Annotated in this window: 16 protein-coding genes and 1 pseudogene; 9 read left to right on the top strand and 8 right to left on the bottom strand. The window is 71.2% G+C overall.

Annotated elements, in window-relative coordinates; translation table 11 throughout:
• Positions 1–344, top strand: a pseudogene (locus tag ACWD3D_RS21260) (alkaline shock response membrane anchor protein AmaP); the annotation flags it as partial.
• Between the two features lie 16 nt (positions 345–360).
• Here the strand turns inward: ACWD3D_RS21260 and ACWD3D_RS21255 are convergent.
• The 5 genes from ACWD3D_RS21255 to ACWD3D_RS21235 all read right to left on the bottom strand — a co-directional run bounded on the left by ACWD3D_RS21255 (position 361) and on the right by ACWD3D_RS21235 (position 5,166).
• A complete protein-coding gene (locus ACWD3D_RS21255) occupies positions 361–1,116 on the bottom strand; it encodes an SDR family oxidoreductase (RefSeq protein WP_451462400.1) in 756 nt (251 codons plus the stop codon).
• A gap of 4 nt (positions 1,117–1,120) precedes the next feature.
• Entirely contained in the window at positions 1,121–2,914 is a 1,794-nt protein-coding gene (locus tag ACWD3D_RS21250; RefSeq protein WP_451462399.1) for a glycoside hydrolase family 15 protein, read from the bottom strand.
• Between the two features lie 98 nt (positions 2,915–3,012).
• Positions 3,013–3,822, bottom strand: coding sequence for an SURF1 family cytochrome oxidase biogenesis protein (locus ACWD3D_RS21245; RefSeq protein WP_451462398.1), 810 nt, complete (start codon positions 3,820–3,822; stop codon positions 3,013–3,015).
• A gap of 60 nt (positions 3,823–3,882) precedes the next feature.
• Positions 3,883–4,116: a hypothetical protein gene (locus tag ACWD3D_RS21240; protein ID WP_136320436.1), complete on the bottom strand. Its 234-nt coding sequence runs from the start codon at positions 4,114–4,116 to the stop codon at positions 3,883–3,885.
• Between the two features lie 69 nt (positions 4,117–4,185).
• Positions 4,186–5,166 (bottom strand): DEDDh family exonuclease, encoded by a 981-nt coding sequence (locus ACWD3D_RS21235; protein WP_387368665.1) that lies wholly within the window; start codon positions 5,164–5,166, stop codon positions 4,186–4,188.
• 105 nt (positions 5,167–5,271) lie between these two features.
• Between ACWD3D_RS21235 and ACWD3D_RS21230 the strand changes: the two genes are divergently transcribed.
• The 4 genes from ACWD3D_RS21230 to ACWD3D_RS21215 all read left to right on the top strand — a co-directional run bounded on the left by ACWD3D_RS21230 (position 5,272) and on the right by ACWD3D_RS21215 (position 8,783).
• Positions 5,272–5,994, top strand: a complete 723-nt coding sequence (locus ACWD3D_RS21230; RefSeq protein ID WP_451462397.1) for a VIT1/CCC1 transporter family protein — start codon at positions 5,272–5,274, stop codon at positions 5,992–5,994.
• A 104-nt stretch (positions 5,995–6,098) separates the two neighbouring features.
• The gene (locus ACWD3D_RS21225) at positions 6,099–7,001 is read left to right on the top strand and encodes a sterol desaturase family protein (protein ID WP_451462396.1); all 903 of its coding nucleotides are present in this window, start codon (positions 6,099–6,101) and stop codon (positions 6,999–7,001) included.
• Positions 6,998–7,720, top strand: coding sequence for a lysoplasmalogenase (locus ACWD3D_RS21220; RefSeq protein WP_451462395.1), 723 nt, complete (start codon positions 6,998–7,000; stop codon positions 7,718–7,720). The genes ACWD3D_RS21225 and ACWD3D_RS21220 overlap by 4 nt, the downstream gene beginning before the upstream one ends.
• 19 nt (positions 7,721–7,739) lie before the next feature.
• Complete coding sequence (locus ACWD3D_RS21215) at positions 7,740–8,783, top strand: zinc-dependent alcohol dehydrogenase family protein (RefSeq protein WP_451462394.1); 1,044 nt, start codon at positions 7,740–7,742, stop codon at positions 8,781–8,783.
• Positions 8,784–8,868: 85 nt separating this feature from the next.
• Here the strand turns inward: ACWD3D_RS21215 and ACWD3D_RS21210 are convergent, their stop codons facing one another.
• The gene (locus tag ACWD3D_RS21210) at positions 8,869–10,392 is read right to left on the bottom strand and encodes a S8 family peptidase (RefSeq protein WP_451462393.1); all 1,524 of its coding nucleotides are present in this window, start codon (positions 10,390–10,392) and stop codon (positions 8,869–8,871) included.
• Between the two features lie 303 nt (positions 10,393–10,695).
• Here ACWD3D_RS21210 and ACWD3D_RS21205 point away from each other — a divergent pair, with 303 nt between their 5' ends.
• The 3 genes from ACWD3D_RS21205 to moaA all read left to right on the top strand — a co-directional run bounded on the left by ACWD3D_RS21205 (position 10,696) and on the right by moaA (position 13,886).
• On the top strand, positions 10,696–11,061 hold the full coding sequence (locus tag ACWD3D_RS21205) for a DUF485 domain-containing protein (protein WP_451462392.1): 366 nt from the start codon (positions 10,696–10,698) through the stop codon (positions 11,059–11,061).
• The gene (locus tag ACWD3D_RS21200) at positions 11,058–12,698 is read left to right on the top strand and encodes a solute symporter family protein (RefSeq protein ID WP_451462391.1); all 1,641 of its coding nucleotides are present in this window, start codon (positions 11,058–11,060) and stop codon (positions 12,696–12,698) included. Before ACWD3D_RS21205 ends, ACWD3D_RS21200 begins: the two co-directional genes overlap by 4 nt.
• A 198-nt stretch (positions 12,699–12,896) precedes the next feature.
• Positions 12,897–13,886 carry a GTP 3',8-cyclase MoaA gene (gene moaA, locus ACWD3D_RS21195; RefSeq protein WP_451462401.1) on the top strand — a complete coding sequence of 330 codons (990 nt, stop codon included), beginning with the start codon at positions 12,897–12,899 and terminating at the stop codon, positions 13,884–13,886.
• Between the two features lie 69 nt (positions 13,887–13,955).
• On the opposite strand, the gene ACWD3D_RS21190 is transcribed toward moaA, so the two are convergent.
• Positions 13,956–14,201: a hypothetical protein gene (locus ACWD3D_RS21190; RefSeq protein WP_451462390.1), complete on the bottom strand. Its 246-nt coding sequence runs from the start codon at positions 14,199–14,201 to the stop codon at positions 13,956–13,958.
• 222 nt (positions 14,202–14,423) lie between these two features.
• The gene (locus tag ACWD3D_RS21185) at positions 14,424–14,819 is read right to left on the bottom strand and encodes a DUF3099 domain-containing protein (RefSeq protein ID WP_451462389.1); all 396 of its coding nucleotides are present in this window, start codon (positions 14,817–14,819) and stop codon (positions 14,424–14,426) included.
• Between the two features lie 214 nt (positions 14,820–15,033).
• Between ACWD3D_RS21185 and ACWD3D_RS21180 the strand changes: the two genes are divergently transcribed.
• A complete protein-coding gene (locus ACWD3D_RS21180) occupies positions 15,034–15,312 on the top strand; it encodes a GlsB/YeaQ/YmgE family stress response membrane protein (RefSeq protein WP_266702929.1) in 279 nt (92 codons plus the stop codon).
• Positions 15,313–15,403 lie beyond the last annotated feature (91 nt).

The raw sequence follows: 15,403 nt of genomic DNA, 5'->3' as shown, positions 1-15,403 counted from the left end.
GGCTGCTCGCGCAACTGCGGCGGGCCCGGCTCGCCGAGGTGCTGGTCGACAGCGGCGACGGCGAGGGCGCGCTGCTTCGGGGCCGGGCCCTGGAGGGCGTGCTCGCCGCGGAGGCGGGCGGCCTCGACGGAGTCGCCCGTGCCCAGGTCACGCTGACCGGCCGACGGACCGCTCCGCACGCCCGGGTCCGCATGCGGCTGGAACCGCACGCGGTCCCGGCGGAAGCGCTCCGCGGCCTGTCCGACGAGGCGCTGGCCCACGCCCGTGCCTCGGCCGGACTGGAGAAGCTGCCGGCCGAGGTGCTGCTGAAGGCCGTCAAGCACCGCGCGGAACGCGTCACCTGACAGGACTCCGGGTTCCTCAGAACCCGTGCCGGGCACCGCCGTCCACCGGCAGCATGATGCCGGTGAGGTAGGACGCCGCGGGGGAGAGCAGGAAGGCCGCGGTCTTCCCGAACTCCTCGGGCGTGCCGTACCGGCGCAGCGGGATGCGGGCCTCGCTCGCGGTGCGGGCCGCGTCCGCGTCGCCGGAGAGCGCGTCGAGCTCCCGCACCCGGTCGGTGTCGATGCGGGAGGGCAGCAGACCGATCACCCGGATGCCGCGCGGCCCGAGGTCCGCCGCCAGGGACTTGGCGAAACCGGCCAGCCCGGGGCGCAGCCCGTTGGAGATGGTCAGACCGGGGATCGGCTCGTGGACCGACCCGGACAGCACGAAGCCGATGACCCCGCCCTCGCCGAGTTCCCCCGCCGCCGCGCGGGCCAGACGCACCGCGCCGAGGAAGACCGACTCGAAGGCCGACTGCCACTGTTCGTCGGTGTTGTCGGCGGCGGAACCCGGCGGCGGCCCGCCGACGCTGATCAGCACGCCGTCGAGCCGCCCGAACCGTTCCTTCGCCGCGTTCAGCAGCGTCCGGGCGGCGGTCGGGTCGCCGTTGTCGGCCGCGACGCCGAGGGCGTCGGGGCCGAGCGCGGCGGCGGCGGCCGTGATGCTCTTCTCGTCCCGACCGGTGATGAGCACCTTCGCGCCGTCCGCCGCCAGAGCGGTCGCCGCGGCGTTGCCGAGCCCCCGGCTGGCCCCGGTGACGACGTAGACGCGGTCCTTCAGTCCAAGATCCATGGCCCTATCCTGCCGCCTCGTCCCCGGCGAGGGCCACCGCCGTGTTCACCAGCCCGATGTGGCTGAACGCCTGCGGGTAGTTCCCCAGCTGGCGGCCCGTCACCGTGTCGTACTCCTCGGCCAGCAGGCCCACGTCGTTGCGCAGCTCCAGCAGCCGCTCGAAGAGCTCCTCCGCCTCGGCGGGCCGTCCGGTCCGCAGCAGCGCGTCCGCGAGCCAGAACGTGCAGACGATGAAGGCGCCCTCCTCGCCCGGCAGCCCGTCCACCGACGCCTCCTCGGTGCTGTAGCGGCGGACCAGGCCGTCGCTGCCCAGTTCCGCGCGGATCGCGTCGACCGTGCCGACGATCCGCGGGTCGTCCGGCGGCAGGAAACCCGTGCGGACCATGAGCAGCGTCGCCGCGTCCAGCGCCTTCGACCCGTACGACTGGGTGAAGGTGTTCCGTACGGGGTCGTACCCCTTCTCGCACACCTCGGCGTGCACCGCGTCGCGCATCGCGCGCCAGCGGTCCGGGTCGCCCGGCAGGGAGGGGTCGGACTCCAGTGAGGCCACCGCCCGGTCCGCCGCGACCCAGGCCATCACCTTCGAGTGGACGAAGTGCTGCCGCTCGCCCCGGATCTCCCACAGGCCCTCGTCGGGCTCGCGCCAGGTGGACTCCAGGAAGCCGAGCAGACTGAGCTGGAGGTTCCAGGCGTGCGGCTTGTCGCTCAGGCCCGCGTCCCGGGCGAGGCGGAGTGCGTCGATGACCTCTCCGTACACGTCGAGCTGGAGCTGACGGACCGCCGCGTTGCCGGTGCGGACCGGCCGGGAGTTCTCGTACCCGGACAGCCAGGGCAGCTCCGTCTCGGGCAGCCGGCGCTCACCCGCCAGCCCGTACATGATCTGGAGGTCGGCCGGGTCGCCGGCGACGGCGCGCAGCAGCCAGTCCCGCCAGGCCGCCGCCTCGTCGAGATAGCCGGCCGCCAGGAGAGCGCCGAGGGTCAAGGTGGCGTCCCGCAGCCAGCAGTAGCGGTAGTCCCAGTTCCGTACACCGCCGATCTCCTCGGGCAGCGAGGTGGTCGGGGCCGCCACGATCCCGCCGGTCGGCCGGTACGTCAGTGCCTTCAGCGTGATCAGCGACCGGAGCACCGCGTCCCGGTACTTCCCCTGATAGGTGCAGGTCGCCGACCACTTCGCCCAGTCCTTCAAGGTGTGCTTCAACGCCTTGTACGGGTCGATCAGCTTGGGGCGCGGCGAGTGCGAGGGATGCCAGGTCAGGACGAAGGCCACCTGCTCGCCCTCGGCGACCGTGAAGGAGGAGCAGGTGCTGAACTGCTGCCCCCACGTCTTGACCGGCGGGTCGCTGCGCAGCCAGACCGAGTCCGGCCCGGCGACCGCCACCCGGTGTCCGTGCGACCGGCGCATCCAGGGCACGATGGACCCGAAGTCGAAGCGCAGCCGCAGCACCGAACTCATCTTGACGCTCCCGCTGATCCCCTCGACGATCCGCATCAGGTCGGGCGACTTGTCGCGCTGCGGCATGAAGTCGCTGACCTTCACCGTGCCGGTGGGGGTCTCCCAGTAGGTCTCCAGGACGAGGGATTCGTCGGCGTAGCCGCGACGGGTGCAGGTGTCGGATGCCGCGGTGCCCTCGGGCGCGATCCGCCAGTGTCCGTTGTCCTCGTCGCCCAGCAGCGCCGCGAAGCAGGCGCCCGAGTCGAAGCGGGGCAGGCAGAGCCAGTCGACGGAACCGTTTCTGCCGACGAGGGCGGCCGTCTGGAGATCGCCGATGAGGGCGTAGTCCTCGATACGTTGAGTCACGCAGTTGCGTTTTCCCGAATGGGGCCGTTGCTAAGCAGGCGGGATGCCGGCGGGGCGGGGCCGTCCGGGTGGACGCGTGGCCGCGTGCCGAGGTTTCCCTACACGCGGGCGGGCTCCGGCTCCCCGGCGCCCGCCGCGCTCTCCGCGGCGGCCTGCGCCGCCGCCTCGGCCCGGTCGCGCTTCTCACGGCGTACCAGCACGGTCCAGCCGACCGGCACACCGGCCGCGAACAGCCACCACTGCACGGCGTACGCCATGTGGGGGCCGATCGAATCGTGGTCGGGGGTGGCGATCTGCTCGGGCGAGTTCCCCGCCGCCGCGGGCGCGGTCATCTCGATGTAGCCCCCGAGGACCGGACGGGAGAGCAGCGCCGACTGCTGAGCGCTGTTGATCAGCATGACCTGGCGGTCCGGTAGCCCTTTGAGGTCCTTGATGCCGCTGGTGCCCGTCGTCTCGTCCGCCATCAGCCGTCCGGTGACGGTGACATCGCCCTTGGGGGCGGCCGGTACGTCGGGGAAGGCCGCCTGGTCGGCGGCGGACTCGACCCAGCCGCGGTTCACCATGACGGTGCCGCCGCCGTCGAGGTTCAGCGGGGTGAGGACGTGCACCCCGATCCGGCCGTCGTCGGACGTGCGGCGGCGCACCACGACCTCGTGGGCGGTGTCGAAGGTGCCCCGGGCGCTGACCGTGCGCCAGTAGTCCGCGCGGGGCACGGTGTGGCCGGGCGACGTGAGCCGCTGGACGGGCTCCGGATCGGCCGAGAGGTTCCGTGCGATCAGGGCGTTCTGCGCGACCTTGTGCTGATGGCGGTGCAGCTGCCAGAAGCCCAGCTCGACCATGGTCGGGATCAGGACGAGGACGAGGAGGGTGACGAGCACCCACTGCCGGGTCAACAGGAAGCGGTACACCCCATGACCGTACAACCGGGGTCATGGGGTGCGTCACGGTGGGGTGGTCCGACGGACCCGTCACACTTTGTCCACGATGCCCGCCTTCCCCTCGGCGCGGGCGCAGTGACCGCCGCAGAACCAGTGCCCGTCCACCTCGACGCCCTGCCCGATCACCTGCACACGGCAGTGCTCACAGATCGGCGCCATGCGGTGGATGGCGCAGGCGAAGCAGTCGAAGACGTGCACCGCGCCCTGCGCGTGCACCTCGAAGGACATCCCGTAGTCGTTTCCGCAAACCTCACAACGTGCCATGCGCCACAGGGTGGGACGCGGGCGAGCGGCGGGCGAGCGGCGACCGGGCGAGTCGCCGCCGGTTCACTCCTATGCCGGTGGTGCGGCCGGTGCCACGTCCCGCAGCAGATGGGTGAAGGCCGCCTCGTCCACCACCGGCGTACCGAACGACTTCGCCTTGACCGTCTTCGAGGTCGCGGAGTCCGGATCGTTGGTCACCAGCAGGCTGGTGAGGCGCGACACACTCGTCGCGATGTGCAGTCCGGCCTCCACCGCGCGGTCCTCCAGCAGCTCACGGTCGACCGAGGTGTCCCCGGAGAACGCCACCCGCATGCCCTGCTTCAACGGCTGGTCCGCGCTGTACCGCCCCGGATTGGGGTACGGGCAGGCGGCCCGCTTCCGCGAGGGGCGCCAGCTGTTCTGCCCGTACGACGGCTGGTGGCCGATCTTCGGCCGCACCGGCGAGTCCGACCACTCGGTCAGCGGCCGGCACTCCAGCAGCGGCAGCCGCACCCCGTCCCGCGCCGCCGCCCGCAGGCTCGGCCGGAACGCCTCGGCCAGCACCCGCGCGTCGTCCAGCGCGTGGTGCGCCTGCTCCTGGACGACCCCGAAGTGCGAGGCCAGCGACGACAACTTGTGGTTGGGCAGCGGCAGCCGCAGCTCCTTGGCGAGCGCGATGGTGCAGAGCCGCTGCTCGACCGGGGCGACCACGGAGGCGCGCGCGTACTCGCGGGCGATCATCGACCAGTCGAACGCGGCGTTGTGGGCGACCAGCACCCGGCCGGTGAGGTACTCCGAGAGCTGCCCGGCGATCTCCGCGAAGAGCGGGGCGCCTTCGAGCACCTCGGTGGTCAGGCCGTGGATCCACACCGGCCCCGGGTCGCGCTCCGGGTTCACCAGCGTGTACCAGTGGTCCTCGATCTCGCCCCGGGCGTCCAGGCGGTAGACGGCGGCGGACACTATCCGGTCGTCGCGGGCGAGTCCGGTGGTCTCCACGTCGACGACCGCGTATCCCTGGGGATACGCGGCCGGCCACGGCGCTGCGGTCTGACGGTCGTCGAGCATGGTCACAGAGAATACGGGCCGAGACCGACAGTCCCCTATTCGGCCGCCTTCCGGACGCCGATGCGGTAGGGGTCCTCCCGTTCGTCCCCCGTGCGGTGAGACGATCCGCGGGTGACGGACACCCAAGGCGCCCCGCAGCACGACGAGCCCCACGACGGGGCCCTCGGAACCCGGTTGAACTGGCTGCGGGCCGCCGTCCTCGGAGCCAACGACGGCGTGGTCTCCACGGCCGGCCTCGTCGTCGGTGTGGCGGGTGCCACAGGCGACCGGAACGCGCTGCTCACGGCGGGGCTCGCCGGACTGCTGGCGGGATCGATGTCCATGGCCGCCGGGGAGTACGTCTCCGTCTCCACCCAGCGCGACTCCGAGAAGGCCGCCCTCGCCACCGAACGCCGCGAACTCCGCGATGAACCCGAGGCGGAACTCGCCGAGCTGACCGACCTGCTGGAGGGCAAGGGCCTCAGCCGCGAGGTCGCCCGCGAGGCAGCCCTCCAGCTCACCGACCGCGACGCGCTGCGCGCCCACGCGGAGGTCGAACTCGGCATCGACCCCGACGAGCTCACCAACCCCTGGCACGCGGCGGGCGCCAGCTTCCTCGCGTTCACGGCGGGCGCGCTGCTGCCGCTGCTCGCGATCGTGCTGCCGCCCTCCTCGTACCGGCTGCTGGTGACCGTGGCCTCGGTGCTCGTCGCCCTCACGGCCACCGGCTGGTGGAGCGCCCGCCTCGGGGACGCCCCGGTGGCCCCGGCGGTGCTGCGCAACGCCGGCGGGGGAGCGGTGGCGATGGGCGTCACCTACGCGGCGGGAACGCTGCTGGGGATGGCCGGGGTGTGAACCCTGTTGGTGGAACTCACCAAACAACAGGGGTGTCGGGTCCCCCTTACTTGGTGGTAACCACGTCTGTTCCGCCACCCCGTGGCAGCCCTACGGTTCATCGCATGGAGCCGAACCTGCCCGATGTCGTGCTGTGGTCCCTGCCGGCCTTCGTCCTGCTCACCCTCGTCGAGATGATCAGCTACCGCTTCCACCCGGACGAGGACGCCGCCGGCTACGACACCAGGGACGCGGCGACCAGCGTCACCATGGGGCTCGGCTCGCTCGGCTTCGACCTGCTGTGGAAGATCCCGATCGTGGCCCTCTACACGGCGGTGTACGAACTCACCCCGCTGCGGGTCCCCGTCCTGTGGTGGACGGTCCTGCTGATGCTGCTCGCCCAGGACTTCCTCTACTACTGGTCCCACCGCGGCCACCACGTCATCCGCCTGCTCTGGGCCTGCCACGTGGTCCACCACTCCAGCCGGAAGTTCAACCTCACCACCGCACTGCGCCAGCCCTGGACCTCCGCCACCGTCTGGCCGTTCTACCTGCCGATGGTCGCCTGCGGGGTGCACCCCGCCGCGCTCGCCTTCTGCCAGTCGGCCAACCTCGTCTACCAGTTCTGGGTGCACACCGAACGCGTCGGGAAACTCCCCCGCCCCTTCGAGTACGTCCTCAACACGCCCTCCCACCACCGGGTGCACCACGCCTCCCAGGGCGGCTACCTGGACCGGAACTTCGGCGGCATCCTGATCCTCTGGGACCGGGCCTTCGGATCGTTCACCGAGGAGAGGGAACGGCCCGTCTACGGCCTCACCAAGAACATCGCCACCCACAACCCGCTGCGCGTCGCCACCCACGAGTACGCGGCGATAGCCCGGGACGTCCGGGCGGCGACGAGCTGGAGCGAGCGCGCCGGACGGGTCTTCCGGGGCCCCGGCTGGCAGCCCGCCGCAGCCTCCGCCACCGCACCCACGACCGCCGCGGCCCCGCAGCACCCTCCGGTCGCCGGGACCACCGGATGACCGGCCGCGCCTGGGACGCGCCCGCGAGGGGGACGCGCCCCGCCCGGACGGCCAGGGCGGCACCGCTGCTGCTCGCCGGGTACCTCGCGCTGTCCGCCGCCGACCTGGGCGGGCTGCTGGCCGGGGCGGACACCGCCCACCTCCTCGCCAAGCCGCTGCTGATGCCGGTGCTCGCCGCGTACGCCGCCGTCCGGGGCGGGCCCCGGTGGCTGATCGCCGCGCTGCTCTTCGGATGGGGCGGCGACGTGGCCCTGATGGTGGACCACGACACCGCCTTCCTCATCGGCATGGGCTCCTTCGCCGCCGGCCACCTCTGTTATCTCGGGCTCTTCGGCCGCGCCCGGGCCTCATGGGCTGCGGGCTGCGCCTACGCGGCCCTGCTCACCGCCTTCCTGGTGGTGATGTGGGGCGATCTGCCGGCCGGGATGCGCCTGCCGATGACCGGGTACAGCCTGCTGCTCGCCACCATGGCCTGGCGCTCCGGCCTCCTCGGCCGGTACGCCGCCGCCGGCGGGGCGCTCTTCCTGCTCTCCGACTCGCTGATCGCCACCGGGGTCGCCGACTGGCCGCAGCCGCCCGCCCACGACTTCCTCGTCATGCTCACCTACATCGCCGCCCAGCTCCTGCTCACCACCGGAGCGCTGGTCGGAGGCGGCCCCGGGGGTGTACGGGGGCTCATGGCGGCGGGGGCGTACCGTGGAAAGGTTGAAACCGCCTGAAACCAGCAAGGACCCCCACATGCGCGCCACCGTCATCCATGCCCCGCACGACATCCGGGTGGAGGAAGTGCCGGACCCGGTCGTCCAGCAGCCCACCGACGCGGTGGTGCGGGTGCTGCGCGCCTGCATCTGCGGCAGCGACCTGTGGGCCTACCGCGGCGAGTCCGCCCGCAAGCCCGGCCAGCGCATAGGCCACGAGTTCCTCGGCGTCGTCGAGCAGGCCGGCTCCGACGTCACCGGCTTCCGGGCCGGCGACCTCGTCGTCGCACCCTTCGTCTGGTCGGACGGCACTTGCGCCTACTGCGCCGACGGCCTCCACACCTCCTGCCCGCAGGGCGGGTTCTGGGGTTCCGAGGGCTCCGACGGCGGCCAGGGCGAGGCCGTCCGGGTCCCCTTCGCCGATGGCACCCTCGTCAAGCTTCCCGCCGAGGCCGCCTCGGACGACCGGCTGCTCACCGCGCTGCTGGCCCTCTCCGACGTGCTGGGCACCGGCCACCACGCAGCCGTGGGCGCCGGGGTGAAGCCCGGTGCAACCGTCGCGGTCGTCGGTGACGGCGCGGTCGGCCTCTGCGGCGTCATGGCCGCCAAGCGCCTCGGCGCCGACCGGATCATCGCACTGGGCCGCCACACCGCCCGTACCGACATCGCCCGCGCCTTCGGTGCCACCGACGTCGTCGCGGCACGCGGCGAGGAGGCCGTGGCCGCGGTGCGCGAGCTGACCGGCGGCGCGGGCGCGCACAGCGTCATCGAGGCCGTCGGCACCGAGCAGTCCATGCGGACCGCCTTCGGGATCGCCCGCGACGGCGGGGCCGTCGGCTTCGTCGGCGTCCCGCACGGCAGTGGCACCGGCCTGGACCTCGGCGACATGTTCAACCGCAACGTCGCCCTGCGCGGCGGTGTCGCGCCGGTGCGCGCGTACATTCCCGAGCTTCTCCCCGACGTGCTGGACGGCACCATCGACCCGTCGCCCGTCTTCGACCTGGCGGTCGGCCTGGACGAGGTGCCCGCCGGCTACAAGGCGATGGACGAGCGCACCGCGCTGAAGGTGCTCGTCAAGCCGTAGCCGGTGTCCGGCGGAACGCCGGGAGGGCCCGGGAAGCGATGTCGCGATGCTTCCCGGGCCCTCCCGGTTCTGTGCGGAACAGCCTTCAGAAGCGGACCGCGTCCAGCGCGTCCACGTTCCCGGCTCCGTAGAAGCCGTTGTACGCCTTGCCGCCCTTGCAGACCGCGTCGACGGTGCCGTCGCTGTCGATGTCGTACGGGGCTCCGCACGCGGTGGCGTCGGCCTCCAGGGCCAGCAGCGCCTTGACCGCGGCGGGAGAGGCGTGCGGGTGCTTCGACTCGATCAGGGCCACGACACCCACGACGTGCGGGGTCGCCATCGAGGTACCGGCCTTGTAGCCGTACTGGCCGCCCGGCAGCGTCGAGAGGATGAGACCGCTGGTCGCCGGGGCCTCGGGCTTCTGATAGATCGTCGAGTCACCGCCCGGAGCGGCCACGTCGATCACTCCGTAGCCGTAGTTCGAGTACGACGCCTTGAGGCCCTTCGCGCCCGTGGCGGAGACGGTCACCACACCCGGCAGCATCGACGGGATGTCGAGGCAGGTGCGCGGGTCGATGACCCGGTCCTCGGTCACGGTGTCGTTGGGGCTCGTCGAGTCCTCGATCGACTTGGCCGCCAGATCCTCGGCGGAGTTGCCGGCCGCCGCGACGTTCACGACACCCTTGCTCTCCGCGTAACGGGTGGCCCGGCCGAGCGCCTCGACCAGGGCGCCCTGGTCGGGGTCGTTCTTGCAGTTGTAGAGCCAAGGGTCGGTGTAATAGCTGTTGTTCGTCACGTCGACGCCGTGCTCGGCGGCCCAGACGAAGCCGCAGACGACGGCCTCCGTGTAGAAGAACCCGTCCGAGGTCGCGACCTTGATGCCGGCGACCTTCACGCCCGGGGCGACGCCCGTGACGCCGATGCCGTTCTTCGCCGCGGCGATGGTGCCGGCGACGTGGGTGCCGTGGTCGCTCTCGCCCGCGGCGGGGCGCCAGGACCCCGGCGTGGTGTCGGGGGCGCCGGAGACGCAGTTGGCGGAGGCCGCCGCGTCGAAGTTGGGCGCCAGGTCGGGGTGGGTGTCGTCGACGCCGGTGTCGATCACGGCTGCCGTGACGTTCCTGCTGCCGAGGGTGATCTCGTGCGCCTTGTCCGCCTTCATGGCGGGCAGGTCCCACTGCAACGGCTCCAGCGGGTCCTGGGCGGTGGTCGCGTCCGCGGCCGCACCGGCCGCCTCCGTCGCCGTGAGCGGCTGGGCCGCCGCACCGACGTCGGTGGTCGACTGCGGGACGATCGGGTTGGTGCGGGTGGCGCCGGCCGACTCGACCCCGCGCACCGCGCGGATGGTCTGAGCGAACGACGGGTTCTGCGAGTGGACGACGAGGACGCCGATCTGGTCGTACGCGACGACGATCGTGCCGCCGGCCTTCGCGACGGCCTTCTCGACCTGCTCGACCGTCTTGTGACTGCCTTCGGTGTTCACGACGTAACTGAGCTTCGGGCCGTCCAGCGACACGGCCGGGGCCGGTGCGGCCGAGGCGGTGGTGGCCGGCAGGAAGCCGAGGGAAGCGGTGAGCGCGAGTCCTACGGGCAGCGCGAGTGAACGTACGCGCCTGGATGCCAGATGAGCCATGGGTTCTCCACATCATCCGTATCAGCCGGCCGGACACCTTGCGTGTCTGGTCGGGTACATGACCAGTGAAACTAGCGTCGATCATTGCCGCGCATCAATGAATTGAGGCAAACGAGTTCGAAGGGTGATCTCCGAGGGCCGTTCGGGCTGGTTTCCCGTCACCCCGGCGGCCGAAAGAGGTGATGAACCGCTTCGTCGTGCCGCACGTGCCGTTGTCAGGGGAGTCGCACGACCGATCCAGTGAGGTTCCCCATGAGACCGATCACGTCCCCCATCACCGCACCCGCGTCGCGAGGAGAATCCGTGGCTACCGATGCACCGCCGCCCGAGGGCGGTACGGACGCCCGTCCCGCCGAGCCCACCACCGAGGCCTACCTTGAGGTGCAGGAGAGCGCGGAGTTCGCCGAACTGCGCCGGTCGCACCGGTCGTTCGCCTTCCCGCTGACCGTGGCCTTCGTCACCTGGTACCTGCTCTACGTCCTGCTCTGCAACTACGCGGGCGACTTCATGGGCACCAAGATCGTCGGCAACATCAACGTCGCGCTCGTCCTCGGGCTCGCCCAGTTCGCCACGACCTTCCTCATCGCGTGGTTCTACTCCCGCCACGCCGCCACCAAGCTCGACCCGAAGGCGGCGGCCATCAAGTCCCGTATGGAGGCCGACGCATGAGCGCCGCCCAGGTCGCGCACCCCGCCGTCCAGCTCGCCGCCGAAGGTGCGAGCGACCACCGGACGCTGATCATCACCCTCTTCGCGGTCTTCGTCGTCGCGACCCTCTGCATCACCGTGTGGGCCGGCCGCCAGACCAAGAGCGCCGCCGACTTCTACGCGGGCGGACGCCAGTTCACCGGCTTCCAGAACGGACTCGCCGTCTCCGGCGACTACATGTCCGCCGCGTCCTTCCTCGGCATCGCCGGAGCCATCGCGCTCTTCGGCTACGACGGCTTCCTCTACTCCATCGGCTTCCTCGTCGCCTGGCTCGTCGCCCTGCTCCTGGTCGCCGAACCCCTGCGCAACTCCGGCCGCTACACGATGGGCGACGTCCTCGCCTACCGCATGCGCCAGCGCCCCGTACGTACCGCCGCGGGCGCCTCCACCATCGTCGTGTCGATCTTCTACCTGCTCGCCCAGATGGCCGGCGCCGGTGTGCTCGTCTCGCTGCTGCTCGGCATCACCAGCGACGGCGGGAAGATCGCCATCGTCGCCCTGGTCGGCCTGCTCATGATCGTGTACGTCACCATCGGCGGCATGAAGGGCACCACCTGGGTGCAGATGGTCAAGGCCGTCCTGCTCATCGCGGGCACCCTGCTGATCACCTTCCTGATCCTGCTGAAGTTCCACTTCAACATCTCGGACCTGCTGGGCACCGCCGCCACCAACAGCGGAAAGGGCCACGCCTTCCTGGAGCCCGGCCTGAAGTACGGCGCCACCGGCACCTCGAAGCTGGACTTCCTCTCCCTCGGCATCGCCCTCGTCCTCGGGACCGCCGGACTGCCGCACATCCTGATCCGCTTCTACACCGTGCCCACCGCCAAGGCGGCCCGTAAGTCCGTCAACTGGGCCATCGGCATCATCGGCGCCTTCTACCTGATGACGATCGTGCTCGGCTTCGGTGCCGCGGCGCTGCTCAAGCCGGACGACATCGTCGCCTCGAACAAGGCGGGCAACACCGCGGCCCCGCTGGCCGCCCTGGAGATCGGCGGAGGCGCGGGATCCACCGGCGGCGCCGTACTCCTCGCGGTGATCTCCGCCGTCGCCTTCGCCACCATCCTCGCCGTGGTCGCCGGACTCACCCTGGCGTCCTCCTCGTCCTTCGCCCACGACATCTACGCCAACGTCATCCGCAAGGGGAAGGCGACGGAGAAGGAGGAGGTCCGCGCCGCCAAGTGGGCCACCGTCGCCATCGGCATCGTCTCCATCGGCCTCGGCGCCATGGCCCGTGACCTCAACGTGGCCGGACTGGTCGCCCTGGCCTTCGCCGTAGCCGCCTCCGCCAACCTGCCGACGATCCTCTACAGCCTCTTCTGGAAGCGGTTCACCACCCAGGGCGCCCTCTGGTCCATCTACGGCGGGCTCGCCTCCTCCGTCCTGCTGGTGCTCTTCTCGCCGGTCGTCTCCTCCAAGCCGTCCTCGATGTTCCCGGACGTCGACTTCGCCTGGTTCCCGCTGGAGAACCCCGGCCTGATCTCCATCCCGCTGGGCTTCCTGCTCGGCCTGGTGGGCTCCCTGCTCTCCAAGGAAGAGCCCGACAAGGGCAAGTACGCCGAGCTGGAGGTCAAGTCCCTCACCGGTGTCGCCGCGCACTGAGCACGGAAGTTCACACAAGCGTACGAATGTGGAACGCCGTCCCGCGCCGGTCACGTCGTAGAGTCCTCACGACGTGACCGGCGCGGTCGTGCGGCCACCGTGCGCGGGGCCCGCCGCCCGGCTCGCGTAGTCTCGAAGAGTGAAGGGTCAGGACCGACCCACAACGAAGCCATGACAGCCATCGGGGGAGGGGCGCACATGCTCATCGACACCTACGACCGGGTCGCCACCGACCTGCGTGTCTCCCTGACCGACAAATGCAATCTCCGCTGCACCTACTGCATGCCCGAAGAGGGACTCCAGTGGCTCGGCAAGAGCGAGCTGCTCAGCGACGAGGAGATCGTCCGGCTCGTACGGATCAGCGTCGAGCTGCTCGGCGTCACCGAGGTGCGGTTCACCGGCGGCGAGCCCCTGCTCCGCCCCGGCCTGGTGGGCATCGTCGAGCAGTGCGCCGCCCTGACCCCCCGCCCCCGGATGTCCCTCACCACCAACGGCATCGGGCTGGGGCGCACCGCCGCCGCCCTCAAGGCGGCCGGGCTCGACCGGGTCAACGTCTCCCTGGACACCCTGCGGCCCGACGTCTTCAAGACGCTGACCCGCCGCGACCGCCACCGGGACGTGCTGGACGGACTCACCGCCGCGCACGAGGCGGGCCTCACCCCCGTCAAGGTCAACTCCGTGCTCATGCCCGGACTCAACGACGACGAGGCCCCCGAACTCCTCGCCTGGGCCGTCGACCACGGCTACGAACTCCGCTTCATCGAGCAGATGCCGCTGGACGCCCAGCACGGCTGGAAGCGCGACGGCCTGATCACCGCGGGTGACATCCTCGCCTCGCTGCGCACCCGCTTCACGCTCACCGCCGAGGACGACGGGGCACGCGGCTCCGCCCCCGCCGAACGCTGGACCGTGGACGGCGGCCCGCACCGCGTCGGGGTCATCGCCTCGGTGACCCGCCCGTTCTGCCGGGCCTGCGACCGCACCCGGCTCACCGCCGACGGACAGGTCCGCAACTGCCTCTTCGCCCGTGAGGAGACCGACCTGCGGACCGCGCTGCGTTCCGGTGCGGCGGACGAGGAGATCGCCCGGCTCTGGCGCGTCGCCATGTGGGGCAAGAAAGCGGGATCGGGCCTGGACGACCCGTCCTTCCTCCAGCCCGACCGGCCGATGTCGTCGATCGGCGGCTGACCGGCCGGTGCCGTGGACCGACGGCTGACCGGCGTACGGGGGGGACGGGGCCAAAGGCCCTGCGGGCGTTCAGCCCCCCGCCGGGGCCTCCCAGTCGGCCAGCGGCACGACGTCCTTCAGGAAACCGCGTACGCCCAGGAACTGCGACAGGTGCTCGCGGTGCTCCTCGCAGGCGAGCCAGGTCTTGCGGCGCTCCGGGGTGTGCAGCTTGGGGTTGTTCCAGGCGAGCACCCATACCGCGCCCGCGCGGCAGCCCTTGGCGGAGCAGACGGGGGCACCGGTGTCGCTCTCGGCGGAAGTCAGGGGGAAGTTCACGGCCTCCACCCTAAAACAGCCGGTGCGGCGCTCTCCGCGGGCGTCCGGAGGGCGAGAAAAAACGACGCCGAGCAGCCACGGGGGGAGCTGCTCGGCGTCGGTCTCTCGCTCCGACGGGGGATGCGGAGCGTATGAAGGAGTATGTCACGCACACCCAGTCGCGGTGCACCCGAACTCCATGATTGATCTGAGGTTTTCTTGAGCTTCGCGTGACAGCGGCGGTCATCCGTGCTCGTGCGGATACCGGGTGCGACCGTCGGTGCCGAAGGTGCTCTCCGCACCCGTACCGGAGTGGCTCCCCGCACCGGTTTCCGTCCCGGACCCCGGCTTCAGGGCCGGCCGCACGGGAGCGGGCACGAAGGTGGACGGCAGTGAAGGGGCGTTCTCCCGGCCCGCGTTGGCGACGACCACCGCCACGTACGGCAGCAACAGGCCCAGAGCCAGCGCGACCATGGAGATGTGCCGCTCGACGTTCCAGAGGACCGCGGCGAGGATCACCGACACCGTCCGCACGGACATCGAGATCACGTACCGCCGCTGCCGGCCTCGCACGTCGTCGGCCAGCCCCTGCCTGGCCCCCGTGATCCGGAAGACCTCCGCGTCGTCGCGCTTGCCCATCAAGTTCCCACCGCCCGCTCGCTGTGCCGGACACCTCGGACCGGACCGCTCTCACGGTACGCCCGGCACGCTCCACGAACGAGACCGGGTGGGCCGGCCGCGCATCTTCCGAGCCGCGCGTTCCGCCCGGACGGAAGCGCCCGACATGCGCCACAAGTCCCCGCGCACGAGACTTGAGCGCATATGCGCATGACGCGCAGTTCGAGGAGGCGGTATGAGCTGGTTGTGGGCGATCATCGTGGGCCTGGTGCTGGGGCTGATCGCGAAGGCGATCCTGCCGGGCAAGCAGGACATCCCCCTGTGGCTGACGACCGTGTTCGGCATCATCGGCAGCATCCTCGGTAACGCCGTGGCGGCCTGGATCGGCGTCGAGGACACCAAGGGCATCGACTGGATCCGGCACGTGCTCCAGTTGATCGGCGCGGTGGCGGTGGTCGGTGTCGGCGATGTCGTCTGGCAGTCGATCCGAGGGCACGGCAAGCAGAGAACCTGACCCCGGCCGGCCGAACGGCCGGACGGACGAACGGCGAAGGCCGGGCATGGCCTCCATGACGCCCGTCGAGGAATTCCGGTTCTCCTTCGAT

Source organism: Streptomyces sp. NPDC002690, assembly GCF_053592415.1.
This window is presented reverse-complemented; position numbering and strand designations above follow the sequence as displayed.